This is a genomic window from Sorangium sp. So ce1014, from assembly GCF_051521505.1.
In the GTDB taxonomy this organism is placed as follows: domain Bacteria; phylum Myxococcota_A; class Polyangia; order Polyangiales; family Polyangiaceae; genus Sorangium.
In genome coordinates, this window is sequence record NZ_CP150356.1 from 10,455,495 (window position 1) to 10,482,455 (window position 26,961).

The 26,961-nt window shown below is 71.3% G+C and carries 15 protein-coding genes; 10 read left to right on the forward strand and 5 right to left on the reverse strand.

Annotated features, from left to right (window positions below; all coding sequences use genetic code 11):
• Positions 1 to 20 precede the first annotated feature (20 nt).
• From WME75_RS39700 to WME75_RS39740, 9 genes are all read left to right on the forward strand, one after another.
• Entirely contained in the window at positions 21 to 794 is a 774-nt protein-coding gene (locus WME75_RS39700; RefSeq protein ID WP_437481816.1) for a hypothetical protein, read from the forward strand.
• 2 nt (positions 795 to 796) lie between these two features.
• On the forward strand, positions 797 to 5,266 hold the full coding sequence (locus tag WME75_RS39705) for a protein kinase domain-containing protein (RefSeq protein ID WP_437481817.1): 4,470 nt from the start codon (positions 797 to 799) through the stop codon (positions 5,264 to 5,266).
• 122 nt (positions 5,267 to 5,388) lie between these two features.
• Complete coding sequence (pglX, locus tag WME75_RS39710) at positions 5,389 to 8,973, forward strand: BREX-2 system adenine-specific DNA-methyltransferase PglX (protein ID WP_437481818.1); 3,585 nt, start codon at positions 5,389 to 5,391, stop codon at positions 8,971 to 8,973.
• A 360-nt stretch (positions 8,974 to 9,333) separates the two neighbouring features.
• On the forward strand, positions 9,334 to 12,981 hold the full coding sequence (locus WME75_RS39715) for a hypothetical protein (RefSeq protein ID WP_437481819.1): 3,648 nt from the start codon (positions 9,334 to 9,336) through the stop codon (positions 12,979 to 12,981).
• A gap of 112 nt (positions 12,982 to 13,093) precedes the next feature.
• Positions 13,094 to 14,359, forward strand: a complete 1,266-nt coding sequence (locus tag WME75_RS39720) for an AAA family ATPase (RefSeq protein WP_437481820.1) — start codon at positions 13,094 to 13,096, stop codon at positions 14,357 to 14,359.
• Complete coding sequence (locus WME75_RS39725; protein ID WP_437481821.1) at positions 14,334 to 15,017, forward strand: hypothetical protein; 684 nt, start codon at positions 14,334 to 14,336, stop codon at positions 15,015 to 15,017. Before WME75_RS39720 ends, WME75_RS39725 begins: the two co-directional genes overlap by 26 nt.
• Positions 15,018 to 15,066: 49 nt before the next feature.
• Positions 15,067 to 17,898: a BREX-2 system phosphatase PglZ gene (pglZ, locus tag WME75_RS39730; protein WP_437481822.1), complete on the forward strand. Its 2,832-nt coding sequence runs from the start codon at positions 15,067 to 15,069 to the stop codon at positions 17,896 to 17,898.
• Positions 17,898 to 19,259 carry a BREX system ATP-binding protein BrxD gene (gene brxD, locus WME75_RS39735; RefSeq protein ID WP_437481823.1) on the forward strand — a complete coding sequence of 454 codons (1,362 nt, stop codon included), beginning with the start codon at positions 17,898 to 17,900 and terminating at the stop codon, positions 19,257 to 19,259. The genes pglZ and brxD overlap by 1 nt, the downstream gene beginning before the upstream one ends.
• A gap of 7 nt (positions 19,260 to 19,266) precedes the next feature.
• Entirely contained in the window at positions 19,267 to 21,438 is a 2,172-nt protein-coding gene (locus WME75_RS39740) for a DEAD/DEAH box helicase (RefSeq protein ID WP_437481824.1), read from the forward strand.
• Between the two features lie 57 nt (positions 21,439 to 21,495).
• Here the strand turns inward: WME75_RS39740 and WME75_RS39745 are convergent, their stop codons facing one another.
• From WME75_RS39745 to WME75_RS39755, 3 genes are all read right to left on the reverse strand, one after another.
• Positions 21,496 to 22,914, reverse strand: a complete 1,419-nt coding sequence (locus WME75_RS39745) for a hypothetical protein (protein ID WP_437481825.1) — start codon at positions 22,912 to 22,914, stop codon at positions 21,496 to 21,498.
• Positions 22,911 to 24,452, reverse strand: a complete 1,542-nt coding sequence (locus tag WME75_RS39750; RefSeq protein ID WP_437481826.1) for a YncE family protein — start codon at positions 24,450 to 24,452, stop codon at positions 22,911 to 22,913. The genes WME75_RS39745 and WME75_RS39750 overlap by 4 nt, the downstream gene beginning before the upstream one ends.
• A gap of 216 nt (positions 24,453 to 24,668) precedes the next feature.
• On the reverse strand, positions 24,669 to 24,947 hold the full coding sequence (locus tag WME75_RS39755) for a hypothetical protein (protein ID WP_437481827.1): 279 nt from the start codon (positions 24,945 to 24,947) through the stop codon (positions 24,669 to 24,671).
• Between the two features lie 568 nt (positions 24,948 to 25,515).
• Here WME75_RS39755 and WME75_RS39760 point away from each other — a divergent pair.
• A complete protein-coding gene (locus WME75_RS39760) occupies positions 25,516 to 26,376 on the forward strand; it encodes a fibro-slime domain-containing protein (protein ID WP_437481828.1) in 861 nt (286 codons plus the stop codon).
• 58 nt (positions 26,377 to 26,434) lie between these two features.
• Here WME75_RS39760 and WME75_RS39765 read toward each other — a convergent pair whose 3' ends face one another.
• Positions 26,435 to 26,683, reverse strand: coding sequence for a hypothetical protein (locus tag WME75_RS39765; RefSeq protein ID WP_437481829.1), 249 nt, complete (start codon positions 26,681 to 26,683; stop codon positions 26,435 to 26,437).
• 11 nt (positions 26,684 to 26,694) lie between these two features.
• Complete coding sequence (locus tag WME75_RS39770) at positions 26,695 to 26,928, reverse strand: hypothetical protein (protein ID WP_437481830.1); 234 nt, start codon at positions 26,926 to 26,928, stop codon at positions 26,695 to 26,697.
• Positions 26,929 to 26,961 lie beyond the last annotated feature (33 nt).

A 26,961-nucleotide genomic window follows, 5' to 3' on the forward strand; every position in this document is an offset into this window, starting at 1 on the left:
CCGCGCCCCGGAGTCCCCCCATGGCCACGCCCACCCCCTCCCAGGTCGAGAGCTTCTACCGCGCCGGCGTCCTCGGTCTCCGCGCGCTGGAGGCCCGCGAAGGGCGCGGCCGCCGCCTCGGACCCGCAGCGGACGCCACCTGGCGCGCCTTCCGCGGCGACCCCGGCGAGCTGGACGATCGCGATCGCCTCGACCTCCTCCTCCGCGACGCCGCCGCCACCTACCCGCTGGCCTTCGCGCCGCGCCGGATCTTCGCGCTCGCCGGGCTCGCCGACGATGAACCGTTCGGCCACGAATGGCCCGGTCTCCCCGTCAGCCTCGCCAGACCGCTCCTCCGCGACGCCGCCGACGACCTCGCGCCGCGGCCCGCCCGCGCGGTCCTCGCCGAGGTCGCCTCCGCGTGGGGCCTCACCCCCGGCGCGACGCTCGCGGGCGACGGCGGCGCCGAGCTCGCAGGCCTCGGACCGGCCTCGCGCGTCGCCGCCTCCGGCGCCGGCGCTGTCCTGATCCTCGCCGAGCACTTCGCCAGCCGACGGGATCTCGATCTCGGCGACCAGGCGCTTTTCGTCACCGATCGGCCCGGCGAGCGGCAGCTCTTCGGGCTCGCCGTCGCCCTGCTCGGCAGCGCCACCGCGCCGCGCGTCGCGCTCCCCGCTGTCGCGCACCCGGACGGAGCGCGTGCCCTCGGGTTCGATCGCCTCACCGCCGCGATCGTCTCCGACGACGCCGACGCCGGCGCGCGCGACGCGGCGCTCGCGCTGCGGTACGGCGGCGACGCGGGGCGCCGGAGCTAGCCGTGGCGCTCTCGCGTGGAAGGGTCCTCGCCCAGGGCACGACGCCGCATCGCCACGAGCAGGAGGCGCTCGAGTTCGTCAAATCGGCCCTGCCAGACACCGACCCCTACCGCATCTGGGCGCTCGTCGACCTCGTCGACTCGAGCGGGCGCCGGTACGAGCTCGACCTCGTCGTGCTCGGCGACCACGCCCTCTATCTGGTCGAGATCGAGAGTCACCCGGGCACCGTCTCGGGGGATGTCGTCGATTGGCGCTTTCGTTCTCCCGAAGGGCACGTCTCCATCCAGGAGAACCCTCTCCGGCTGACCACGCACAAGGCCCGCGTCCTCGAGAACCTGCTCGAAAAGCAGATGGGGAAAAAGCGGCCCCACGTCGAGCCGCTCGTCTTCCTCTCCGACCCGAACATCCAGGTCACGCTCGAGGGCAACGCGGCGGCCCGCGTCGTCACCCGGCGCGGCTTCCTCGCCGCCATGCAGCACGGCGACTACCCGGGCTCCGAGACGCGCCCGCTCGGCCCCCCGATCGACCGGCCGATGGGGCAGGCGATCGACGGGGCGCTCAAGGCGCTCGGGCTCCGCGAGAGCAAGGGCGCGATGAAGGTCGGCGAGCTCGCGCTCGGCGAGCTCATCGAGGAGGGGCCGGGCTACCAGGATCGCGAAGCCCAGCACGAGCGCATGGCGACGTTGAGGCGTCGCGTCCGCAGCTACCTCGTCCCCCAGAGCCCCGGTCAGGAGCGGCGGGACCAGCTCCGGCGCGCCGCCGACCGCGAGGCCGAGGTGCTCTCGGTCCTGAGCGATCACCCCGCGATCCTGCGCTTCACCGACTACATCGCCGAAGGCCCGATGGGCGGGCCCTGCATCGTCTTCGAGGACTTCGCGGGCGGGCTCCCCCTCGACGTCTACCTCCGCCGGCACCCGGATCTGTCGTTCGACCACCGGCTCCACCTGGTCCAGCAGCTCGCCGAGGCGCTCGAGTACTGCCACCGGAAGAAGGTCCTGCACCGCGGGCTCCACCCCGGCGCCGTGCTCGTCCGCGAGCGGCAGGACAACAAGCCTCCCGAGGTTCGCCTCTACAACTTCCAGCTCGCCAGTCGGGACGACGGCAGCTCTGGCACCGTCCACCTCTCGGCGCTCGCGCCCGATCGCGCCGCCGTCTACCGCGCGCCCGAGGTCATCGAGGAGCCCTCGGCGGCCAAGCCGGAGAGCGACGTCTTCTCGCTCGGCGCCATCGCCTACAAGATCTTCACGAGGACCGCGCCCGGCGCGACCCTCCTCGAGCGGGAGATGCTCTTGCAGGCGGGCGGAGGCCAGCTGTCGATCGCGGCGGCGCGCGACGACCTCGCCGGCCGCGCCACGCCGCTGGGCGAGACCGAGCGCAAGTCGCTCGACGAAGTCGTCGGGTTCGCCACGAAGGCCAACCCCGTCGAGCGCGCCTACGGCGCGCTCGAGTGGCTCGCGCTGCTGCTCCAGGCGGTCACCGCGCCCGCGACCGGGCCGGTCGCCGGCCTCGACCCGCTCGAGGCGCGCCCTGGCGATCTCCTCGGCGGGAAGCTCTCGGTGGCGCGCCTCCTCGGCACGGGGGCCACCGCGCGCGTGCTCGCCGTCGAGCGCGACGGGTCGCTGCTCGCCCTCAAGGTGCCGCTCGCCCCCGAGTTCGAGGATCGCCTGCGCGCCGAGGCCGAGGTGCTGGGCGCGCTCCGGAGCGAGCGCATCGTCCGGCTCGAGGGCACGCCGACGCTGGGGGGCCGCTTCTGCCTGCTCACCTCGTACGGCGGCGAGACGCTCGCCGACCTCCTCACGCGGGAAGGCCCGCCGAGCCTCGATTACGCGCGCCGCTGGGGCGAGGACCTGCTCCGGGCGCTCGAGTTCCTCGAAGAGGAGGGCGTGCAGCACCGCGACATCAAGCCCGCGAACGTCGGCGTCCTGCCGAGCCAGTCGAAGAAGCAACGGCACCTCTACCTGTTCGACTTCTCCCTCTCGATGCTCGACGGCGCCCAGACGCTCGTCGGCACCCCCGCCTACCGCGATCCGTTCGTCCCGCTGCGCGGCCGCTGGGACGAGGCCGCCGATCGCTTCTCCGCTGCGGTCACGCTCTACGAGCTGCTCACCGGCACCCGGCCCCGCTGGGGTCGAGGCGACGTGCCCGCCACCGCCGGCCAGGAGGAGATGTCGCTCGACGCCGAGCGCTTCGATACGGCCGTGCGCGGGCGCCTCGTGCCGTTCTTCCGTCGCGCGTTCGCCCGGGAGGCGGGCCAGCGTCACGAAGCCGCGGAGCAGATGCGAACCGAGTGGATCGCCTGCTTCGCCGCCGCGCCCGGCGAGGCAAGCGCCGACGAGGCGGGCGGCGCGCCTCCCGTCGCGGCCGATCTCTCGATCTTCACCGAGGCCACGCCCGTCGAGGCCCTCCCGCTCGGCGCGCGCGAGAAGAACGCCCTCGACCGCTCCGGCATCGTCACCGTGCGCGAGCTCCTCGCCCTCCCGCAGAACCAGCTCTCCGCGATCCGCGGCGTCGGCCGGGAGACGGCGCGCGCCATCCAGGGCTTCATCGAGCGCTGGCGCGCGGCGCGCGCCACGGCAGGCGTGGCCTCGTCGGTCCCCGAAGGCGGCGCGCCAGCTCGACCGCGATCGGCCCCCCCGCTCCCCGCCCCGTTCTACCCGGGCTTTCAGGGCGAGGACGCCGCCGTCGCCTATCTCCCCGGGGTGCCGGGCGAGCTCACCACCGCCCTCGCCGACGCCGGCCTCGCCCGCGCCTCCCACGTGGCCGCGGCCTCGCCGGGGCGCATCCTCCACGTCCTCGGCGATCGGCCTGACGCCGCCGAGGCGGTGCGCGCGGCCCTCGCCAAGCTCGCCGAAGGCGCCGCCGACGACGTGCCCGCGACCCTCGCCGCATGGCTCGATCTGCTGCTGCCCGGCAAGGCGGCGGGCGCCGGCAAGGCGACGAGCGCCGGCAAGGCGGCGGGCTCCGGCAGGGCGCGCGTCGCTGCGGGCCGGGGCGCGGCGACCGCGGTCCCGTTCAGGCACGTCCGCGAGCTGTTCGGCCTCGATCCCGTGGAGGGCGAGCGGATCATCGAGGCCTCGCTCCTCGCGAAGAAGCACCGCATCTCTCCCCAGGCCGTCTACCTCCAGCTCTCCAAGGCCCGGGAGCACTGGCGCGGCTTCCCCGGGCTCCAGGTGCTCCACGACCTCGTGCACGGCGCGCTCGCGAGCCTCGGCGGCGTCGCCTCGGTGGCCAGCGTCGGCGCGGCCCTCGCCGCCGCCGTCCCCGCAGGGCCCGCGGCGGCGGACGCCTCGCCCGACGCGGCCGCGCGCCTCGCGGAGGCCCTGGTCCGCGTCGTCGTCGAGACGAGCGAGCAGCTCGTCGTCGGGCCCGTTCGCGGCCTGTGGATCGCCCCTTCGTACGAGCACCTGCGCGTCGCGCGCGCGCTCGGCGACGAGGCCGACGTCCTCGCGGCGCGCGAGCCGCTCCCGGCCTCGGAGGAGGCGCGCGCGGCGCTGGCGGCGCGCGTGAAGGACACCGAGCTCGCGGCGCTGCCCCCCGAGCGGCTCGTCTCCCTCGCCGCCGAGGCCAGCCGCACCGCCGCGAAGAGCGCCAGGCTCGAGCTCTATCCGCGCGCGATGTCGCCCGCGCGTGCGCTCAAGCTCTCCGCCGGGGCGATGGCGCACCTCGAGCTCCAGCCCGACGAGATCGTCAAGGCCGTCGCCGCGCGGTACCCCGAGGCCGAGCGCCCGCCGCCCCGCCCGGCGCTCGATGCGCTGGTCCTGCCGCTCGGTCTGGAGTGGAGCGACGAAAAGGGCGCTTACATCCGCCCCGGCGCGCTCCCGACGAGCACGGTGCAGACCCAGCTCCCGCCCCCCCGGCTGCCGACCCACCATGGGTCCCGTCGGCCCACGCGCGACCCGCTCGTCCAGGAAGCGCGCGAGTTCGACGAGCGCCTGCGCCTCGCCGCGAGCCGCAAGCTCTTCCGCGTCATCGAGGTCAACTGCGCCTTCGCCGACGACGCCGCGAGCTGGCTCTCGCGGGACCTCGGGATCGAGCCTGTCTCGCTCGATCGCGCCATCTTGCGCGCCGCCGAGGCCGTGGCCCGGGAGTGGGAGATCCCCGATCGCGACGTCCTCGACGACGCCGATCGCGCGGGCCCGACCGGCCCGGACTGGGCCAACCTCCGCGACCTGATGCGCGAGAGCGCCGAGCGCGTCGTGCGCGACCTCGTGGCGAAGAACGCGTCGGTGCTCCTGACCCAGCCCGGGCTCCTTGCCCGCTATCGCCTCGACGGCGTCCTGGCCACGCTGATCGAGGCGACGCAGAAGGACGACGGGCCCGCCGTCTTCCTCCTGGTCCCGGCCTACGACGACCTCGGCCCGGCGCCGATCGACGCCGTTCCGACGCCGATGCCGATCCCGCAGAGCTCGCCGGCGCAGCGGCTGCGCATGCCCGAGTCGTGGATCAGGAACCGACACCGGGCGACGCCCTGAGCCGCGCGCGCGCCGCGCCGCCGGCCCGGCGCGCGCGCCCGCGCATCGGAAATCGGCGTCGCGCGCGCGCGTGGTACGGTCGGCGCCGATCCGGGCGAAGCGGGCGAGGTGCGAGGTAGACGATGGCAGGCAAGCGCAAGAAGGGAGCAGACGAGAGCCTCACGACGGCGCTCGCGCGGCTCCTCGAGAAGACCCTCCTCCCGGACCTCACGGCCCGGGCGAAGACCCCGGCGGTGGCCGCGGTGCTCGCCGAGCAGCACGCCCGCGAGAAGGCCGAATCGCGCACCGCCGACCCGCTGGCCGAGTGGACGCCGCGCTGGCTCGAGCAGATCGGCGCGGCGTGGGTGCTGTCGTGCGTGTTCCTCCGGACGCTGGAGGACCGCGGCCTGGTCCGCCACCGGCGCATCGCGGGCGAGGGCGCGGTGGACGCGGAGCAGCTCTTCTTCGAGATCGCGCCGTCGCTCACCGCCCGCGACTACCTGCTCACCGCGTTCCGCGAGGTCGCCCGCCACGCGGGCGCCGAGGACCTGCTCGGGCCCGGCCGGAACCCGGCGTTCCGGCTCTCGCCGTCGAACGAGGGCGCCCGGGCGCTGCTCGACTTCTTCCGCCAGCCGGGCGAGGGCGGGAAGGGGCTGCGCTGGGGCTTCGCGGGGAGCGACACGCGGTTCCTCGGGGATCTGTACCAGGACCTGTCGGCGAGCGTGCGGGAGCGGTATGCGCTGCTCCAGACGCCGGTCTTCGTCGAGGAGTTCATCCTCGACCTGACGCTCGAGCCGGCGATCGCGACGTTCGGGCTGGAGGAGACGCATGTGATCGATCCGACCTGCGGATCGGGGCACTTCCTTCTCGGGGCGTTCGAGCGGATCTGCGAGCACCGGATGCGGACGGCGCCGGGGCTCGATCCGAAGGAGCATGCGCTCGCGGCGCTGGGGCAGGTCCACGGGGTGGACCTGAACCCGTATGCGGCGGCCATTGCGAGGTTCCGGCTGACGCTGGCGTATCTGACGAAGGCGGGGCTCGGGAGCCTGGCGCAGGTGCCGAAGCGGCTGCCGATCGAGGTGGTGGTGGCCGATTCGCTGCTCCATGGGGCGAAGGAGACGACGCTGCGGCTGTCCGACCTGACGGAGGAGAAGGCGGCGTGGGGGGATTCCCTCTACGAGCTCGAGGATCCCGAGGCGGCCAGAAAACTGTTCAGCAGGAAGTATCAAGCCGTGGTGGGGAACCCACCGTACATCGTTCCCAGGGACAAGGCGCGCCGGGACAAGTACCGCGAGTTCTATACGTCCTGCCATCGCGAGTACGCGCTCGCCGCGCCGTTCACCGAAAGGTTCTTTCAGCTTGCGCGGGACGGCGGCTTTGTTGGCCTCATCAACGCCAACAGCTTTATGAAGCGCGAGTTCGGCAAGAAGCTGATCGAAGAGGTGCTACCGCACGTCGACCTGACCCGGGTGGTGGACACGTCTGGCGCGTACATTCCCGGGCATGGGACGCCTACGGTTCTGATGTTCGGGCGAAACCAGCGCCCGAGCGGAACGACGATCCGCGCTGTGCTGGGGAAGCGCGGAGAGCCCGAAACGCCGGACGATCCAAGTGCCGGCAAGGTTTGGTCTTCGATCGTTGCTGCCTACGACAAGCCGTCGCATGACGATGATTTTATCTCTGTCGTCGACATGGATCGGAAGCGCTTCTCAAAGCATCCGTGGAGCCTTGGTGGCGGCGGAGCAGCCGAGCTCAAAACGCAACTCGAAGGCCGCGCAAAGTCAACTCTCGGTAGCATTGTTGATGAGATCGGATTTGGCGCAGTTACGCGCGAAGACGATCTCTACCTGCTCGGCACAGGCGTGCTTCGTCGGCTTCGCATTGCCCATGAGCAAACCCGACCGCTCGTAGCAGGGGAAGACGTTCGGGACTGGACCATCTCCGGCGAGACCATGGCGCTTTGGCCTTATGACCAGGCGACGATGCAGCCTCTCGTGCCAAGCTCAAACCATCCGATAATGCAGGCCTTGTGGCCATATAAGCCGCAGCTCAGTCGCCGCGTCGCATACGGACAGACGCAGTTGGAGCGCGGGCTCGTCTGGTCCGAGTATTCGATGTTCTTCTCGCGAAGATTTCGCATCCCACTGTCCATAACCTTCGCCTTCGTCGCAACCCACAACCACTTCGTCCTCGACCGGGGCGGGAAGGTGTTCAACCGCACGGCCCCCATCATCAAGCTGCCGGAAGGGGCCACGGAGGAAGACCACCTGGCGCTGCTCGGGTACCTGAACAGCTCGACGGCGTGCTTCTGGATGAAGCAGGTTCTTTCCAACAAGGGGTCTGGCGGTAGTGACACAGGGAATCGGCAGCCAGATCCTGCAAAGAGCCGGTATGAATTCGCCGGAACAGCTTTGCTGGGGTTGCCTGTGGCCTCTTTTGTCAATCGGCGCACCGTGGCAAATTTAGCGTCAACGATCGAGCAGTTCGCCCGCTCCAGGATGCAACTTGCAGAGACGGTGGTAGCCGGACTGAGCAGTGACCGCGACGTGCACGACTTCCGTAGTCGTATCCGCGACGCCGCTGATGAAGACGCGCAGATGCTGTCACGCGAGATCTACTTGCAAGAGCAGCTGGATTGGACCGTTTATGCTGCGATGGGGCTGGCCCCACACGAAATTTCGGATCGATTTGATTCTTGCGCCACGGCTGAATGCTCTGTTCCGCTCGGAGCTCGGCCATTTGAACTCGCGCTGGCGCGAATCGATCATAGTGTTGGCATTGACGGACAGCCGTTGCTTCCAAGGCTCCCTGCGACTAGTCCGAGCGAGCTTGCTATGCTTTGGGAAGACCTGGTGGCCCTCATTCAGGCCAGCCCGGAGCTCAGATTTATCGAAACACCTGAGTACAAGAGGCGCTGGGTCATAACGCCCAAAGACATGGCGGGTCGCGCCGTTGCGTTTGAAGATGGCGTACGCGATCGGGTTCACGTCTGGCTGGCCGATTGCATCGAAGTCGCACTCCGCGGGAGTGGAGCCCCGCTGCCTCTCCGTCGGCTGGTCGAACGGGTCCGCTCAGATGTGGCATTCGGAATCGCGGCGGAATACTGGTCGGGCGCAGTCGATGTCGATGCCGTCATTGCAAATCTCGCCGCCGCGGACGCCATCCCCTACCTCGCCGCCCTCCGCTACACCCCGGAGGGCCTGGAAAACCGCGCCGCCTGGGAGCACACCTGGGCCCTCCAGCGCCGCGAGGACGTCGGCGAAAAGCTCGCCGACCCCATCCCCGTCCCGCCCAAATACGACCCCAAGGACTTCCGCGATCCGAGCTACTTCCGCCTCCGCGGCAAGCTGGACGTCCCCCACGAGCGCTTCATCTCCTATCCCGGCGCCGAGAAGGACGACGACCCGAGCCCGCTCTTCGGCTGGGCCGGGTGGAACCACCTCGAGCGCGCCACCGCCCTCGCCGGCCTCTACCAGGAGCGCAAGACCGAGGACGGCTGGGGCGCCGATCGCCTCACCCCCCTCCTCGCTGGCCTCCTCGAGCTCGTCCCCTGGCTCAAGCAGTGGCACAACGAGATGAACGAGGAGTTCGGCGAGCGCCTCGGCGACTACTACGAGCGCTACGTCGACACCGAGGCCCGCGCCCTCGGCCTCTCCCTCGACGCCCTCCGCGCCTGGCGCCCCGAGGCGAGGGGACGCAAGGGCAAGGCGAAGCGAGCCGCGCCGTGAGCGCCCCGACGAGCTCCGACCCGCCGCCGGTCCCAAATCTTGACAAAATTTCTCTCCGATTCGCCCGGTAATCGGCCAGCTTGAGAAGTTTATCTCTCAAGAACGGGTCGCGGTGGTCGCCCTCGCGAAGTTGACTCGTCCATCCTGGCTGCTGACAGCCGCCGCCGAGAAGTTAACCTCTCCATCCTGACCAAGACCACGCTCCGACGAGAAGTTAACCTCTCCATCCTGGCCGATCCCGGGCCCTTCCGAGAAGTTAACCTCCCAGGACCGCCCCGGCTCGGGCCGCTCGCGCCGCTCGGACGACGCTTCCGCGCGCGGGCGCGCCCTCCCGCCTGATACTACTCCCGGCGAGACTCCATGACCGTCCTCCACGACCTCCTCGACCTCCCCGCGCAGGTCACAAAGAGCGCCTTCGTCGTCCGTCTCGTCGAGGGCGTCTCGCACCCCGACGCGCTCCTCGACAGCTACGCGATCACCCCCGACCTGCACGGCTCGTTCGATCGTGGGCTCGGGCTCGTGGGCGCGGCGCTCCGTGATCGGCGCAACATCGCCGCCTTCGTCCACGGGAGCTTCGGGTCCGGCAAGAGCCACTTCATGGGCGTCCTCAGCCTCCTGCTCGCGAACGACCCCCGCGCCTGGGCCGAGCCCGCGCTCCACGACCTCCTCGGCAAATACGAGTGGGTGAAGACCCGCAAGGTCCTCCGCCTCCACTTCAACCTGATGGGCGCGCGCTCGCTGGACGAGAAGGTCTTCGCCGAGTACCTCGTGCGCGTCCGCGAGCTCCACCCCGACGCGCCGATCGCGCCGCTCTTCGAGGACCAGGCGCTCTTCGACAACGCCCAGGGGGTGCGCGAGACGCTCGGCGACGCGGCGTTCTTCGACCGGCTCGGCGCGGCCGCCGGCGCCGACGCGCGCTGGGGGAAGAAGGGCGCGGCGGCCGCCTGGGACGCGGCGCGGTTCGACGCCGCGCGCGAGAGCGTCGACCCCGAGGAGCGGGCGCGGCTCTTCTCGGCGCTCGTGAAGACGCTCTTCCCCGCCTTCGCGACCCAGAAGTCCCAGTACGTGAGCTTCGACAACGGCCTGCCGCGCCTCGCCCAGCACGCGGCGGCGCTCGGCTACGACGCGGTGGTCGTCTTCCTCGACGAGCTCATCCTCTGGCTCGCGAGCGGCGCCTCGAACCGCGAGTGGCTCAACCTCGAGATCGGCAAGCTCGCGAAGATGGTCGAGGGGCAGAGCGACGACCAGAAGATCCCGATCGTGACCTTCGCCGCCCGCCAGCGCGACATCGGCGAGATGGTGGGCGAGCAGTATGCCGGGGCGGACGCCGAGGCGGTCAAGGCGGCGCTGAAGTGGTGGGAAGGGCGCTTCGACGTGCTCAAGCTCGAGGACCGCAACCTCCCCGCGATCGTCGAGAAGCGCGTGGTCCGGGCGAAGTCGGACGCCGCGAAGCGCGCGCTCGACACCGCGTTCGACCGGCTCCGCGCCTCGCTCGGGAACGTCGCCTGGGGCACGCTGCTCGGCGAGATCGGCGACGAGAAGGGGTTCCGGCGGGTCTATCCGTTCAGCCCCGCGCTCGTCGAGGCGCTCGTGGCGATGTCCCACTACCTCCAGCGCGAGCGCACCGCGCTCAAGGTGCTCGTGGAGCTGCTCGTCGAGCACCTCGACGACTTCGAGATCGGCAAGGTCGTGCCGGCCGGGGACCTCTACGACGTGCTCGCCGGGGGCGAGGAGCCGATGGACGGCACCATGCGGGAGCGCTTCGCGGCGGCGAAGCGGCTCTACCTGAACGAGCTCCTGCCGGTGATCCAGCGCGCGAACGAGACCGGGAGCAAGGAGCGCTGCCAGCGGGAGCGGAGCGACCACCCCGTCACCCTCGGCTGCTCGAACTGCCGCGAGGCCCGCTGCCGCGCCGACAACCGGCTCGCCAAGACGCTGCTCCTCTCGGCCCTCGTCCCGAACAGCGCGGTCTTCCGGGGCCTCACGGCGTCGCGCCTCGTGCAGCTCAACCACGGGACCCTGAAGTCGCCGGTGCCGGGCGCCGAGGCGCAGCAGGCGCTCGGGCGGATCCGGGCGTGGGCGGCCGAGTGCGGCAAGGTCCGGATCGGCGAGCAACCGACGGACCCGACCGTGAGCATCGTGCTCGAGGGCGTCGATCTGAAGCCGATCATCGACGCCGCGCGCGGCTACGACAGCAGCGGGACGCGGCGGGCGAAGCTCCGCGAGATCCTGTTCACGGCGATCGGGATCGAGATGGGCGCCGGGCCGATCGTGCACACCGTCCCGTGGCGCGGGACCGACCGGATCGGCGCCGTCCATTACGGCAACGTGCGCGAGATGGACGACGGGACGCTGCGCGCCGAGGTGGGGCACGATTTCAAGCTGATCATCGATTACCCGTTCGACGATCCGGGGCGCACGCCGGCCGAGGACGAGGCGCGGCTGCGCGCCTACACGGAGCGCTACCCGGAGACGCCGACGGTCGTCTGGCTGCCGAGCTTCTTCGCGGAGACGCCGCAGCGGGACCTCGCGGATCTCGTGGTGATCGAGCGGATCCTCGAGGGCGACAACTGGAAGACGCACCTCCAGAGCCTGCGGCCCGACGACCAGTCGCGCGCCCGGGCGGAGCTCTCGAGCCTGGCGGCGCAGAAGCGCGAGCGGGTGAAGCGCGCGCTCAACGCGGCGTACGGCCTGGCCCGGGCCGAGCCGGGCATGCTCGACGCGGGCCGGACGGTCGACCAGCACTTCCACGTGCTCATGCAGGGCTTCCGGATCCCGACCCTCGTCGCGGCGACGATGAAGGACGGCGTGATCGACGTCGTGAGCCAGCTCCAGCACGAGCTCCACCCGCGCCATCCGCACTTCGAAGTCCGGGTCACGAAGGGCAAGCTGACGGCGAACCTGGAGCAGCTCCAGCGGCTCTACGAGGCGGAGGGGCAGCGCCTGCTGCTCGCGAAGACCGAGCGCGACGTCCTCTACTTCGCCGAGAAGCTCGGGCTCGTGAACGTGAACGACGGTCAGGCGACCTTGCAGCCGCTGCGGTTTCAGGAGGCGGAGAACGCGCTCCGCGCGCAGGGGATCGACGCGCCGACCGTGGCGCAGGTGCAGCGGGTGTTCGACACGAAGGGGGTGCTCGGCCTCACGCGCGAGGTGGAGGACTTCCTTGTCCTGGCCCACGGGATCGCGACGGGGCGCGAGCTCATGCGGCTGGGGACGCCGGTGCGGGACCCGGTGCTCGGCAAGCTCGGCGAGGACCTGGAGCTGCCGAAGCCGCCGATGCCGGATCCGGTGAGCTTCCAGAGGGCGCTCGAGCGCGCGGGGGTGATCTTCGGCGTGAGCCTGGGCGGCCGGGCGCTCCACGCGCGGAACCTGCGCGCGCTCGGCGACAGGCTCGGCGCGGCGGTGGCGAAGGCGATCGCGGAGCGCGCGACCGAGGTGGCGAGCCTCCTGGAGCGACGGGCCGCGGCCTTCTTCGATGAGCCGCACGGGCCGCCGCCGCGGCTCGTGACGGCGCGCAAGGTGGCGGAGCTGCTCGGCGGGCTCGGAGGCGATCCGTTGAAGCAGGTGACGGCGCTGGCCGCGCTGGAGGTGGCGCCCACGTCGGAGACGGCGATGCAGCGGCACCTCCTGGCCGCGCGGGCGACGGCGGAGTGCCTCGCCGATGACCTCGTGTTCCAGAGCCTGGAGGCGTTGCGCGGGCACGAGGAGGCGGAGGCGCTGGCGATGCTCGCCGAGGTCCGGGAGACGCTCGAGAAGGACGAGCTCCAGAAGGCGCTGGCGGCCCCGCTGCGGGCGCTGGCCTTGAGGGCGCAGCAGTGGGCGCGGAAGATGCGGCGGGCCTCGTCGGTCCCGCCGCCCGCCGGCGCGGTGGTGGGCAGCGGCTCGGCGACGACGCTCGACGAGCTCGAGGCCGAGCGAGCGCGGATGCTCGAGGCACTGAAGAGCGCCGGGCCCGGGGGGCGGCTGGTGCTCAGCTGCTCGTGGAAAGTGGTGAGGGAGGAGCCGTGAGAGAGCCGACCGGCGCCGGGTTGCTGCGGCTCGCTTTGCTGCCGCGCGCTTCGCTGGCTGGTGACGCCGAGGGCACCTTGGCTATCATGGCGCTCGGCCCGAAAGAGACGCGATGCGGGTAAGCTCCATCAAGCTCCAGAACTTCCGTGGATTCGCGGCATGCACGCTGTCGCTCGATCGTCCGCTCACCGTGCTGGTCGGGGTCAACGGGGCCGGAAAAACCTCGACGCTCGATGCCATCGTTCGCCTCCTCGGGGTCACCAACCGGGTACCCGGCAGCGCGAAGAGGCTGCTGGTCGACGCGGACATCCGGCGCGACGCTGCCGGGTGTGAAATTGACATGGTGGGGGTGACGAACGGCGCGCCGTTCCATACTGAGATCCAGCTCGTACGGGGCGGTAGGCAGGTCGTGACCACGACGTTGCCGAAGCGCGCCGGAGCCGGTGAGGCCGACGCAGACTCCGGGGAGCGCCTGCCCACGGCGCTTCCCGCTGCCTACTACCCCGCATCGCGCATGTTACCTGACCAGCGTTACCTGCGGGTGCACGGGGCCCCGTCGTCGCTTTTCGAGGGTGGCCTCGACGCGATCGAGTCGCTCGACCGCCTCTCGCTCCGCGCGAACTTGAGCTTCGACAACTTCTTCCAGTGGTTCCGGCTGCGCGAGGACCTCGAGAACGAGCAGCGCACGCGGGGCGCACCCGAGTACGAAGACCGACCGCTGAAGGCCGTGCGCGACGCGATGGAGCGCGTTGTGCCGGGGATCTCGCGGCTCCAGGTGCAACGCCTCCCCTTCCGGCTCGTCGCCTTGAAGAACGGCGCCGAGTACGAGCTCGATCAGCTCTCGGACGGAGAGCGCGGTCTCCTGGCGATGGTCGGAGACCTCGCGTTCCGCCTCTCGATCGCGCATCGCGAGCTCCCCGATCCCCTCCAGGGAGCGGCGCTTGTGCTGATCGACGAGATCGAGCAGCACCTTCACCCCTCATGGCAGCGCCTCGTCGTGAAGTCCCTCCTGCAAGCGTTTCCGAACTGCCAGTTCATCGTGACGACGCACTCCCCGCAGGTGCTGAGTGAGGTACCGAACGACGCCGTGCTGCTGCTGGACGACTTCCAGTTCTTCCGCCCTGCGGCGCCGACGCAAGGACGCGACACGAACTCGATCCTCTTGGAGGTGCTGGGGGTAGCAGCGCGCCCGCAGGCGTTCGTCAAAGAGCTCGACGAGATCACGGGCCTGCTCGACGATGGCAGGCACGACGAGGCGCGCGACCGGCTTGACCGTCTCGCCCAGTCGCTGACCGAACGAGATCCGGAGGTGGCCCGTCTGCGGGGCCTGCTCGACCTGGTGGAGCGCATCGATGCGAGCGATCGCGAAGGGGCATGAACCGCCTGAGCTGAAGGCGTACCGGGCGGTGCCCGGCGCGACCTACGACGGCAAGGACTTCACCCCTGTCAAGGACGGGATCCGGACGGCGCTGCTCCGCGATCAGCTCGCGCTGTGCTGCTACTGCATGCGCAGGATCTCCAGCGAGGCACGCCCGCATCCAACGAACCCCGACGCACCTCGGGTTGTCCAGATGAAGGTCGAGCACTGGCGATCACAGACGGCCTTCGCATCCCTTCAATTGGCCTGGACGAACCTGCTCGGGGCTTGCCTTGGCAACGAGGGCCGTCGACCTGCGGACCAGACCTGCGACACCCGCAAGGGCGAGGAGGAGATCCTGCTCAACCCTCTGGATCCCGCGCATGTCTCGACCCTGAGCTGCACGAGCGCGGGGCGCCTTCAGTCCACGGATCCGCGGTTTCAGAAGGATATCGATGACCATCTGGGCTTGAATCACCCCGTCCTCGTCGGAGACCGCAAGGTGATGCTCGATCGCGATCTCAAGCGGATTCTGATCAAGTACCGAAAATCGCCTATCCCAGAGAGCGCGATCCGAACCCTGGTGACCGAGCTGGAGACCCCGACGGGAGGAAGGCTGCCCGAGCTCTGCAGCGTCGTCCGGCTGTGGGCACGAAAGCGATATGGTGCCCAGTGGTAGTCCCTCCTCTGCACCTTCGACGGGGCCGCGCTGCGGCGCGGAACAGCGTATGAGCCTCGATCTGCCGACGCTCTCGACGAGCGACCTCCAGGAGGAGCTCCGTCAGATCCATCGACACACGCGCCGCTCGTTTACGGCCGCCGTCGCCTGCCGGGGTGAGCCGGGCTGGGTCAGCGTAGATCTCTACGACAAGAAGGTCCTGTTTCGCGTCGAGCCGGTGCGATCCGAGCTGCAGATGCGGCGGGTGCTCGCCGAGGACGGGGAGGACCCGGTGATCCTCCTCGTGGACTTCGAGCAGCGGCTACCCGCGGATCTCGCGGGGCGCCTCGCCGGAGGCAAGGTGCACCCGGTCGATCGCGGGCGTCAGCTCGCGCGGATGTTCGGCGCCGCGGCCACCAGCTCCGAGCTGCAGGCGTGCCGGCCGCTCTGCGACGCGCTCCGCGCGCGGGCGGTCCCGTCGTGGCGCAGCCAGGGCAGCACCGTCGATCTCGAGACGGCGTGGCGCGCGCTCCTCGCGCGGGACGCGGGCATCCCGTTCGAGGGCGCGCTCACCGAGGAGCGCGTCGTCGACTTCTGCGCGTCGTCCCCGGTCGTGCCGGCGTTCGTGAAGGCGCTCGCGGACAACGGCCCCCTCCGGGCGGCGCTGCTCCAGCACCTCGACGAGGCCAGCGGGCCGGTGGCGGCGATCGCCTGGCGCGCCTGGGAGCGCGGCGAAGGGCGCGCCGTGGCGGCGCTGGCGCTGGTGCTCGAGGTCGCCGCGAAGAAGCTGTCCGGGCACGCCTACCTGCTCGGCCAGGTGCGAACCGCCATGGCCCGGCTGGATCCCGAGCTGCGGAAGCTGTCGCCCGACGCGCCGCTGTTCGGGCGCTGGGGCGAGCTCGGCCCGGTGATGGCCCGGCGGCTCGCGCCCCCGGTGCTCGACCGCGCGCTGGCGGACGCGGATGCCATCCTCCAGGACGAGCCGGTGGCCGATGTGCTCGTCGAGAGCCGCTGGCTCCCCAGGGCGTTCGAGCTCTCCGCGAAGGCGCTCGGCGACGCCCTCGTCGCGGCGACGGCGACCCCCACGCCGGACGCCATCGAGCGCGCGGACGAGGCGAGCAAACGGCTCCAGAACCACCGCCGCGCACGGGTGGACGACTCGAACGAGAAGCGGCTCGCGGCGCGCGCCGAGATGGCGCTCAAGCTCGTGGCCTACCTCGGGACGCGCCCGCAGCTCGAGGCCGAGCTCCGGGAGCTCGGCGACCACGATCGGATGCGCTCCCTCGCGGAGCACTACGCCGAGCACGGAGCCCATGTCGACGCGGCCAGGGCCGTCGCGCGCGGGGAGGAGACGGCGGGCGCGCTCGCGCAGGGCATCCAGGCGGCGCTGACGGCCGTGGACGCGGCCCGCGACCTCGACGATGAGCGGTTCGCGAACGGGCTCGCTTCCTGGGTGCAGGCGGGCTCGCCGGGCTCGTCGCGGGTGGTGCCGATCGAGCGGGCGCTCGACGAGTTCGGGGTCGGCTTCCTGAGAGAGAAGCCGCATCGGAAGCTCCTCGTGGTGCTGCTCGACGGCATGGCGTGGGCGAACGCCGTGGAGCTCTTGACGAGCCTCGAGGAGGCCCATGTCGCGCCGATCCGGTGGAAGCGCGGCAGGCTGCCGCCGGTGCTGGCGGCGCTGCCGACGGTCACGACGGTGAGCCGCGCGGCCCTGTTCAAGGGCAAGCGCCTCGATCCGGGCGAGGCCGAGGACACGGGGAAGGATCCGGCGCGCTTCGCCGGGCACAAGGGGCTGACGAAGCTGCTCGATCAGGCGCCGCAGCTCTACCTGCGCCCCGACGTGGAGACGACGACGGGGGAGCTGTCGAAGAAGGCGGCCGCGCTTGTGCAGTCGAAGGACCGCGTCGTCGCCGTGGTGGTCAACGCCATCGACGACCAGCTCAAAGGCAGCCGGCAGATGCGTGTGCCGTGCGATCTCGGGCACATCAAGCCGCTCGGCCCGCTGCTGCAGGAGGCGACCGACGCCGGCCGCGCCGTGCTCCTCGTCGCGGACCACGGGCACGTGCTCGGCGCCCGGCTCGCCTCGGTGAGCGCTCCCGAGGCCGGCCCCAAGCGCTGGCGGCCTCTCGGCGTGAACGACGCGCCCGGGCCGAACGAGGTCTGCGTGTCCACGGACAGCACCTGGCGCCCGCGAGGCAAGGCGAAGGTGGCGCTGCTGTACCGTGAGACGGAGGCCTATGGCGGGAGCGCGCACGTGGGCGAGCACGGGGGCGCGTCGCTGGCAGAGGTCGTGAGCCCGGCGTTCCTCGTGGCCTCCGACCGGCTGCGACAGCGCATCCAGCTCGAAGAGGGAGAGGACGACGAAGCGCTCGAGGTGACGCCGTTCCAGAGCCCGCCGTGGTGGGACCTGCGCGTCCGGAAGCCCGCCGTACGGACGGTGCCCGTCGACGCGGTGGTCGTGGTGGAGCCGTCTCCAGCGCCGGCCAGGCAGCTCTCGATTCCACTTGTCGACGTGGCGGCGCCGAAGCCGAGCAAGGAGCGCAAAGACGCCTCCAGGCCGGCGGCGGCTGCCTCCGGAGCGCCCGCCGCAGCGCGGCAGCCGGGCCCGAGCGCGGCGCTGGCGAGGTCGAAGCTCTTGAAAGAGCGGCAGCGCGAGCGCGGCGCCGAGCCCCGCGCCGTGATGATGGCGTGGATCGATGTCCTGGCGGCGCACCAGGGCCGGATGGCGGCCAGGCGCTTCACGCACGAGGTGGGCCTGCTCGCGCACCAGGCCGGAGGAGCTGTGTCCGAGATGGGCGAGTGGCTCAACGTCGATACGTACCAGGTGGTGACCTATGATCGCGTGGCGCAGGAGGTCCTGCTGGATCTGGACCTGCTGCAGGGGCTCTTCGGAGCGGATTGATGGCGCCGCCGAGCCTGATCCGACGCCGCGAGATCATCGCGGCCCTCCGTAACGGGACGGTCCCGCGCCGCGGGCTCGAGCTCTTCGCCGTGGGTCTCGGGCGGTTCGACGCGGCGATCGAGGAGGAGCTGGGGCGGGCCGCGCTCGGCGAGGGCGTGTTCAAGGCGGTGCGGGGCGAATACGGGACGGGAAAGACGTTCTTCTCGCGCTGGGTGCAGCACCGGGCGCAGCAGGCGGGCTTCGCGACGTCGGATGTGCAGATCTCCGAGACGGAGACGCCGCTCTACCGGATGGAGACCCTGTATCGGCGCGCCCTCGAGAACCTGCGGACGCGTGAATGGGAGAGCGGGGCGTTCAGGTCGCTGATCGACAAGTGGTTCTTCACGCTGGAGGAGGAGGTCGCCGGGAGGCCCGGCTTCGACCCGGAGGCCGAAGGCGGGATGTCCGAAGCGGTGGGCGAGCTCCTCGAAGCGAGGCTGTCCGAGATCAAGGCGACGCACCCACAGTTCGCCTCGGTCCTGCGGGCCTGCCATCGCGCGCGGGTGGAAGGCGATCACGCGACGTCCGAGGGGCTGCTCGGCTGGCTGATGGGCCAGCCCAACGTGGGCGCGGAGCCGAAGCGCGTCGCGGGGATCAAGGGCGAGATCGACCACTTCGCCGCCTCGGGTTTCCTCCGCGGGTTGCTCGTCGTGCTCCGCGAGACGGGGCGAAAGGGGCTGCTCCTGGTGCTCGACGAGGTCGAGACCGTGCAGCGGATGCGCGCCGACTCCCGCGAGAAGAGCCTGAACGCGCTGCGCCAGCTCATCGACGAGCTCGACGGAGGCCGCTACCCGGGGCTTTACGTGATGATCACCGGGACGCCTGCCTTCTATGACGGCCCGCAGGGGGTGAGGCGCCTGGCGCCGCTGGAGCAGCGGCTTCACGTCGACTTCACCGGCGACCCGCGGTGGGAGTCCGCGAAAGCGACGCAGATCCGGCTGCACCCGTTCGATGTCGACCGGCTCGTGGAGGTGGGGCGGCTGGTGCGCGACCTCTATCCGGCCCAGGCGCCCGAGCGGGTCTCCACGCGGGTGACGGACGAGGTGGTCCGCGACCTCGCCGTGGGCGTGACCGGCTACTTTGGCGGCAAGGTCGGCGTCGCGCCGCGAATCTACCTGCGAAAGCTGATCGGTGAGCTCCTGGACAAGGTCGACGAGCACCCGGAGTACGACCCGACGAAGCACTTCAAGCTGGTGGTCGACGCGCGCGAGATGACCGCGGAGGAGCGCGCCGCGGCGGGCGTCGAGTCGTCCGTCGGCGACCTGCCGCTGGAGACGGGCGACGGCTCGTCGGGCGGCGCGGGGAGCCACGAGCTCGAGTGAGCTGACCATGACGAGCTTCGACAGGCTCACGCCGGCGCTCCAGTACCAGATCGTCAATACGCTGGGGTACGCCAGGCTGCGGCCGGTGCAGGAGCTGACGATCGGTCCCGTGCTCGACGGGAAGAACTGCGTCGTCCTCGCCCCGACCGCCGGCGGCAAGACGGAGGCGGCGTTCTTTCCGTTGCTCTCGGCGATGGACGCCGCCGACTGGCGTCCTACGTCGGTGATCTACCTGTCCCCGATCCGGGCGCTGCTGAACAACCAGGAAGAGCGGGTGACCCGGTTCGCGACCACGCTTGGCCGGCGGGTCGCCAAGTGGCATGGCGACACCGGGCAGGGCGCGCGCAAGGCATTCTTGAGCGATTCGACGGACATCTTGCTCACGACGCCGGAGTCGCTCGAGGCGATGATGATGAGCCCACGGGTCCCGGCGAAGCGGGTCTTCGCAGGCCTGCGCGCGGTGATCATCGATGAGGTGCACGCCTTCGCCGGCGATGACCGGGGCGCGCATCTCGCAGCCTTGCTGGAGCGCCTGTCCCGCTTTTGCGGCAACGACGTGCAGCGGATCGGGCTGTCCGCGACCGTGGGCAACCCGGAGCAGATCCTGGCCTGGCTGCAGGGGCGGTCGCGTCGGCCCGGGACGGTGATCTCGCCGCCGAGGGAGGCGAGCGCCCCGCGGCTCGAGCTCGATTCGGTCGAGACGATGGAGAACGCGGCCTCGATCGTGCGCAGGTTCCACGCTGGGAGCAAGCGGCTGGTCTTCGTGGACTCGCGGCGTGGGGTCGAGGAGATCGGCACCCGCCTGCGCCGCGACGGCGTCGATGTGTACATGGTTCACGGCTCCCTCTCTGCGCCAGAGCGCCGCGACGCCGAGCGTGCCTTCGCCGAGCGGACCGATTGCGTCATCGTATCGACGAGCGCCCTGGAGCTCGGGATCGACATCGGCGATCTCGACCACGTGATCCAGATCGACAGCCCTTCCACGGTGGCGAGCTTCCTCCAGCGCCTCGGCCGCACGGGGAGGCGCGCCGGCGTCCAGGCCAACTGCACGTTCCTGGCGGTCAAACCCGCTGCCGCCTTGCAGGCCGCCGCCCTGATGCGGCTGCACCGCCAGGGTTACGTGGAGGATGTCCGCGCCGAGCGCCGCGCGGCGCATATCCTGGCGCATCAGCTCCTCGCGCTCTGCATCGAACACGGCGGCGTCGGTCGCGGCGACTGGTTCGCCTGGCTCGACGGGGCGACCTCCTTCGCGGATATCGGCCCCGAGGAGCGCAGCGCCCTCGTGGATCACATGCTCGAGAAAGGCATTCTCTCCGACCAGGAAGGCCGCCTGTGGCTCGGTCCGGAGGGCGAGAAGCTGTATGGACGTCGTAATTTCGCCGAGCTCTACGCGGTCTTCTCCACCCCGCGGCTCATCCGCGTGCAGCACGACACGCACGACGTCGGCACCGTCGACGCGTCGTTTCTCGAGGCCCTCGACAGCGATGCCCGTCGGGCCGCCTTCTCGCTCGGCGGCCGCGCCTGGCAGGTGGTCCATATCGCGTGGGGCCGCGGCCTGTGCCACGTGAAGCCGGCCGACGCCGCGCCGAGCGCCCGATGGAGCGGCAGCCCGACCTTCCTGGGCTACCGGCTGTGCCAGGCGATGCGCGAGGTGCTCGTTCAGGAGGGGTATGATCCGGGCTGGTCGGCGCGCGCGCGGCTCTTGATGGACAGCTTGAGGGTCGAGCACGCTTTTCTCCGGGAAGCGGACGAGTGTGAAGGCCCCTCGCCGATGGTGGACGACGGCCGGGACACCGTGATCTGGTGGACCTTCGCCGGTGGGAGGGCGAACCTCTTGCTGGCGCGCATGATCGAGGCGGAGCTCGGGGGGAAGTGCGTCTCGAGGAACACCTCGATCACGTGCAAGGAAGAGGCAGGGAAGAGCCAGGCGGCGCTTCGGCAGGTCGTGCGCAAGCTCGCGGCGGAAGGGAGGCCGAACGACGCCGACGCGCGCCGCTGGGCCGACGCCGCGGCAGGGAGAGGCAGGGTGTCGAAGTTCGCGCCGTGCCTGACGGAAGAGGCGCTGACGGCGTACCTTGTGGAACGGATGATGGATGTGGAGGGGGCGAGGGAGGCGGCGAGGGGAGGCGCGGGGTTCGCAGGATCCATCGGGCAATCCGCCGAGTCCGCTTCTTCGTGAGCTCCCGTCCACCGCGCGCTCCACGCGGAGCGCGCGCCCTGCCGGCGCAGCCCGGGCCTACTGCTCGAGCACCGTGATCGACCGGTCCCAGTACGACGCGACCGCCGCCCGCGCGCCGTCCTTCGAGACCGCCACCGCGCACGCGCCCTTGCCGGTGGGCAGCGACGCGACGACCTGCGGAGGATCGCCCGCGATGACCGCCACGCCGCTGCCTTCCGGCGGCCACTGGGTCCCGCCGAGCGCCACGAAGAGCGTCTTCCGATCGGGCGACGTCACGCCCGTCCGCGGGACCCCGCCGAGCGGGAGCGTGCTCTTCACCGTCATCGTCGAGAGCTCGATGACGCTCGCGGTCCGCGCCTCGGCGTTGAGCGTGATGCCGTACCGGTCGTCGTGGAGCAGGAAGCCCGCTGTCGGCCCGACGCCGACGGGCGCCTTCCGCGTCTCGGTCACCCCGGCGACGCTCAGCAGGATCGCCGTGTTGGACAGCCGATCCGGGAAGAACACGGCGCCTCCATCCCGGGTGATGTCGCCCTCGCGCGGCTCGCGGCCGACCGCGATGCTCCGCCGCGTCGCGCCGAACGGCGACTCGCTCGGGTCGAACAGGTCGATCCAGGCGCCGGCCGGCCGGCCGGCGTGCGTCAGCGCGCCGAGCGCCGCGATGTAGGGGCGCCCCTCGGCCTGCACGAGGAACAGCTGCCCCGTCGCGTGCGGGAGCGTGATGTTCGCGAGCCTCACCCCCGTCGGCAGCTCGAACTTCATCACGCGCTTCGTGTCCGTCGTCGCCGCGATCACCGTCCTGCCGTCCGGCAACGCCACGATGTCGCCCGGCGTCCGGCCGACGTCGAGCAGCACCGGATCGCGGTCCCACGCGGTCGTGTCCATCACCGGGATCCGCGCGGCGTCCTCGTGCCGCAGCACCGCGACGTAGCGGTCGAACAGGAGCCGGATGTGGTCGCCCTGCGCCGGCATCGACGCCTTGTGGGCGATCTCGCCGCTCTGGAGCGTGTACTCGCGCAGGGAGGCGTCGTCGGCGCTGACGTAGATCGACGTGCCGCTCGGGCTGAAGACGACGTCGAGCGGGTGCACGTCCCCGATCCGGATCTCGCGGGCGCGCCAGCGGCCCTTCGGATCGAGGGGCGGCGGCGGCGCCGGCTCCGGGCTGTCCGGGCCGAACGCCGCGGGGTTCGGCGCCTGGTCGGACGCGTCGACCGCGCCGGCGCCCTCCGGCGTGAGCGCGGTCAGCGGCGGGGCCTCGCCGACGGGCGACTTCAGGCTGGTCAGGGTGGCGATGATCACGGCCGCGACGCCGCACGCCACCGACACGACGGCCCGCGCCAGGCGCGGCTCGCGGCCGGAGAGCGACGCGGACGACCCGCGGGGACGCTCGCCGAGCCACGCCTTGCAGGCGCGGCACTTGCGCGCGCCCTCGACGATGCGGGCGCCGCAGCTCGGGCACGGGACGCGACGCTCGCTCATTGCAGCACCCACGCGACCTTGGCGCGATCGCCGAGCGCGAGCGCCGAGCCGCCGTCCGGGGCGAGCCGGATGCGCGTCGGCTCGCCGCCGAGCGGGTGGACCTTCGCCGCGTAGCTCTTCAGATCGACGAGCGCCACCGAGCCCCCGCCGTCGCCGCTCAGCGCCACGACCGCCTGCGTCCCGTCCGGCGCGATCGCCATGTCGAGCGCGCGGCCGGGGAAGGTGACGGCGCGGATCAGCTCGCGCTTCGACAGGTCGAAGATCTGGAGCGCGCGCCCCTCGTTGCACCGCACGACGGCGCGCCGGTCGATCCGGACGAGCTCGATCTGCTCCGGCTCGCGGCACGTCGTGATGCGCGCCTCCTGCCGCACCGCGCCCGACGGGAGCCAGGTGAGCGGCACCAGGGTGTTCTCGGCGCGGAGGGCGACGAAGGCCGCCGAGCCGTCCGGGGCCATGAGCGCGCCGACCGGGTTGCCCACCATCGAGGTGCGCACGCGATCCTGCTCCGAGCCGAGCCGGCTCGGGTCGAACGGATAGGCGACGCCGCCCGACGGCTCGCGCTGGCCGTGCAGCGGGAGCTGGCCCGTCGTCGTGATCGCCCGGGTGCCGCTGTCGTCGACGGCCACGGGGCCCACGGCGTCGTCGCCGAACTGGATGCGCTCGATCTCCGCGTGGTACTCGGTCGCGAGGATCGCCACCGCGTGCGCCTCCGGCAGCGAGGCGAGGGCGCGCCGGCCCGAGGCGCCGACCTGGATGTCGCCCACGGCCTCGCCGAGGTCGATCGTCTTGAGCAGCCGCGTCGTGGCGGCGTCGATCACGTAGATGCGCGAGGGCGACGTCGCGTAGACGACCTCGCCCACGCGGTGGAGGCGCCGCACGTTGGGCGCCTCGGTGACGAGGCTGAGCGCCTCGCCGGTCCGCGCGCTGCGCACCTCCAGGCCGGAGGACAGCGCGACGGCGAAGCGGTCACGGTCGAGCAGGAGCGCGTCGAACGCGCCCTTGGGCAGCGAGAAGGGCCCGGCGATCGAGGGCGCGTCGACGAGGTGGCCGACGTCGTTCGGGCGCTGCCAGACGCAGCGGCCGAGCTGGCACGACTCGCCGCTCCAGCACGGCGCCTCGCACACGGGGGTCGGAGGAGGGACCGCCGTCGCGGCCCGGGACGGCGCGAACCGGTGGGGCGCCAGGTAGCGCAGCGCCCCGCCGGTGCTGATGAGCCCGAGGATGGCGCCGATCGTGACGAGCGGGCGCCAGTGCAAGGAGAGCCAGCTCGCGTCCGGGGCGGCGTCGGGGATCGAGGGGGCCCGCACCGAGGGCTTCGGCCCGTCGGTCGGCTCCCCGCACTCGGGGCAGAGGACGACCCCGGCGGCGATGCGCTCGAGGCAGACTGGACAGCTCGCCGCGCCGGCGGCGGTCGACCGTCGCGACGGCCGATCGAGCCACTGGGCGGGCAGCGGGCTCGCCTCGGCGGCGTGGAAGGCCTCCTGCGCGTCAGCGGCGCTGGAGCCAGGCTCGATATCGCTCCGCGTCTCGTGATCCACTGCGCACCTGCGTCTCTTCCGTGACGAGCGGTCCCCCCGCGTACTCCGAGTGTGCCCGGATGTCGAGTCCCTCGTGGCGGCGCAGCCGGCGCGGCGGCGCGGGCCCGCCGCCGCGAACGGAGGACGATCGTGGAGAAATCGCGCTGTTGCCGGGAAGGCCCGCGGCGCGCCGAGGGTTGCAGGGGGGCTCAGGCGAGCGTGGCTGTGGCCGCCAGCTCAGGAGTCGGCCGGCGGCCGCTGGATCGCCGAAACATCGGTGTAGTCGGATTGCCCGACGGGCTCGCGACCGTCCTTTGGCGCGGACGGCGAGATGCCGGCGGGCCGGTCCGCATACGCCTCGTCGCCGGGCTCGGCGTCGTCGTCGGGCGGCGCGCTCGGCGGATCGAGCCCCGGGCCGTGCCCGATGTCCTCCGGCGGCACGTCCTGCGCGGCGCGCTCGCCCGTCCCGGTCTGCTCGGCCGTCCGCTTCGCGGCGTCCCGCTGTTGATCACTCATCGTAGCTTCCTCCTTCCGCGTTCCGCGTCTCGCGTTCGACAAGCAATCTAGCACCCACGCCCGCGGGCGCTCCCTGCGGGCGAAGCGCGCTCGCGGCGCCGGACACAGCCGTTCATGCGCGCTCGAGCCCGGTTCTTCGAGCACGGCTGTGCAGCGTGCGCTGTCCACCGGCGTCGTCCGTGCCCCGCGCCGGCAGCCTGCGCCGAGCGGGCCCTGGCAGCCGCGACGGCCCTCCGGGCGCCGCCGAGCCGGTTCAAGAGCCGGTTCAACACCGGTCCTCGTCGCCATGAGCCATGAGAAGGAACAACTGTATGGGGCCAAACAATTTTGACCCTCGGTCGCGCTGCCCTCTGGCGAGGATCGCTCAGCGAGCGGCAATGGCAGAAAATGCCAGCCTCAACACATGGAAATGCGCCTCTACTGCGTAAGATTCCACCGGATGACGCATTACGTCAGCACACAATCAGCGTGCCCTCGTGCTATTTTGCAGCCTGGGGCATCGGGACGGCATCTTAAGGCGAGGTTGGCGATGAAGAAGACACTTGGTTGCTTGGTGGCATGTGCGTTTGTGGGCTTGCTGGGTGCGTGCGGAGCGACGAACGACGGCGAGCCGAGCGGCGGCAACACGGCGTCGGGCGGCTCCGGCGGCCCGGGCGGCTCCGGCGGCCCGGGGGGATCTGGCGATCCCGGGGGGACCAGTGGATTCGATGAGAGCTTCGGCTCGGTCAATCCCACCACCGGCGCCGGCAGCGGCGGGGGCCCTGGCGAGGGGGATCAGACAAAGGGCGAGTCGTGCGACGGCAGGTTCACCGGCCGCGTGCGCGACTTCAAGGTCGATCACCCCGACATGGAGCCGCAAGACTCCGGCAAGTGCGTCGGCTGCGACGACCACGAGATCGTCACCGACGCCCTTGGAGAGGACCAGAAGCCCGTCTACGCCGGCGGGACCGAGGGCACCAGGAGCACGACCGGCAAGGCGGCCTTCGACATGTGGTTCCGCGACATGGAGGGGGAGAACATGCCGATGAACATCACGCTCCAGTTCGAGGACCCCGACAACGACGGCGTGTGGTCGTACAACAACCGGGCGTTCTTCCCGATCGACGATGCGCTGTTCGGCAACGAGGGTCTGGAGCACAACTACCACTTCACCTTCGAGATGCACATGGGCTTCGAGTACAAGGGCGGCGAGCGGTTCACGTTCGCCGGCGACGACGACGTCTTCACGTACATCAACGGGCAGAAGGTCGTCGATCTCGGGGGCGTGCACGTCGAGCAGACCGAGATCGTCGACCTCGACACGCTCGGGCTGGAGATCGGGCAGAAGTATCAGCTCGACTTCTTCTTCGCCGAGCGCCACGTGACCGACTCCCATTTCCGGATCGACACGTCGATCGAGTTCATCGACTGCGGCGTCGTGGTCAACTGACGCCGATGGGCGAGCTCGGCCGGCCGGCGCGGCCGCGCCGCAGCTCGTCCGGCGCCGCCTAGTCCTCGCAGGCGAACTGCGGGGGGAAGCTTGTGAGCACGGTGCAGTCCTCGCCGCACTCCATGTGACAGTCCATGCAGTCGTCGTACGCGGCCTGGTCGGACGTGGCGACCTGGCCGACCAGGGCGTCGCACGCCGCCCTCGCCTCTTCCTTGTCGTAGCCGCCGCCGCAGCCGAGCGCGGCGCCCCCGAGCGCGCCCGCGACGAGGACCGCGACGACCCACGAATCGGCTCTGCTCTTGCTCATGATGCTCCCTCTCATTCTGCGCAGGTGAATGTCTGCGGGCAGGCCCCCGACGGCTCGCACGCGTCGCCGCACTCCTCGTAGCAGCTCACGCACGCGTCATGGCTCTCGTCGGTGGCGCAGGACGGCACCGCGTCGCGCAGCTGATTGCAGCGCTGCTGCGAGTCCTGCGTCGAGAGCCCCCCGCAGCCGGACGCGAGCGTGACGAGCGAGAGCAGCACCGTGCCAATACCCAGCCTTCGAGCCATGGTCACCTCCCTTCGAGCTCCCCGAGCGTAACC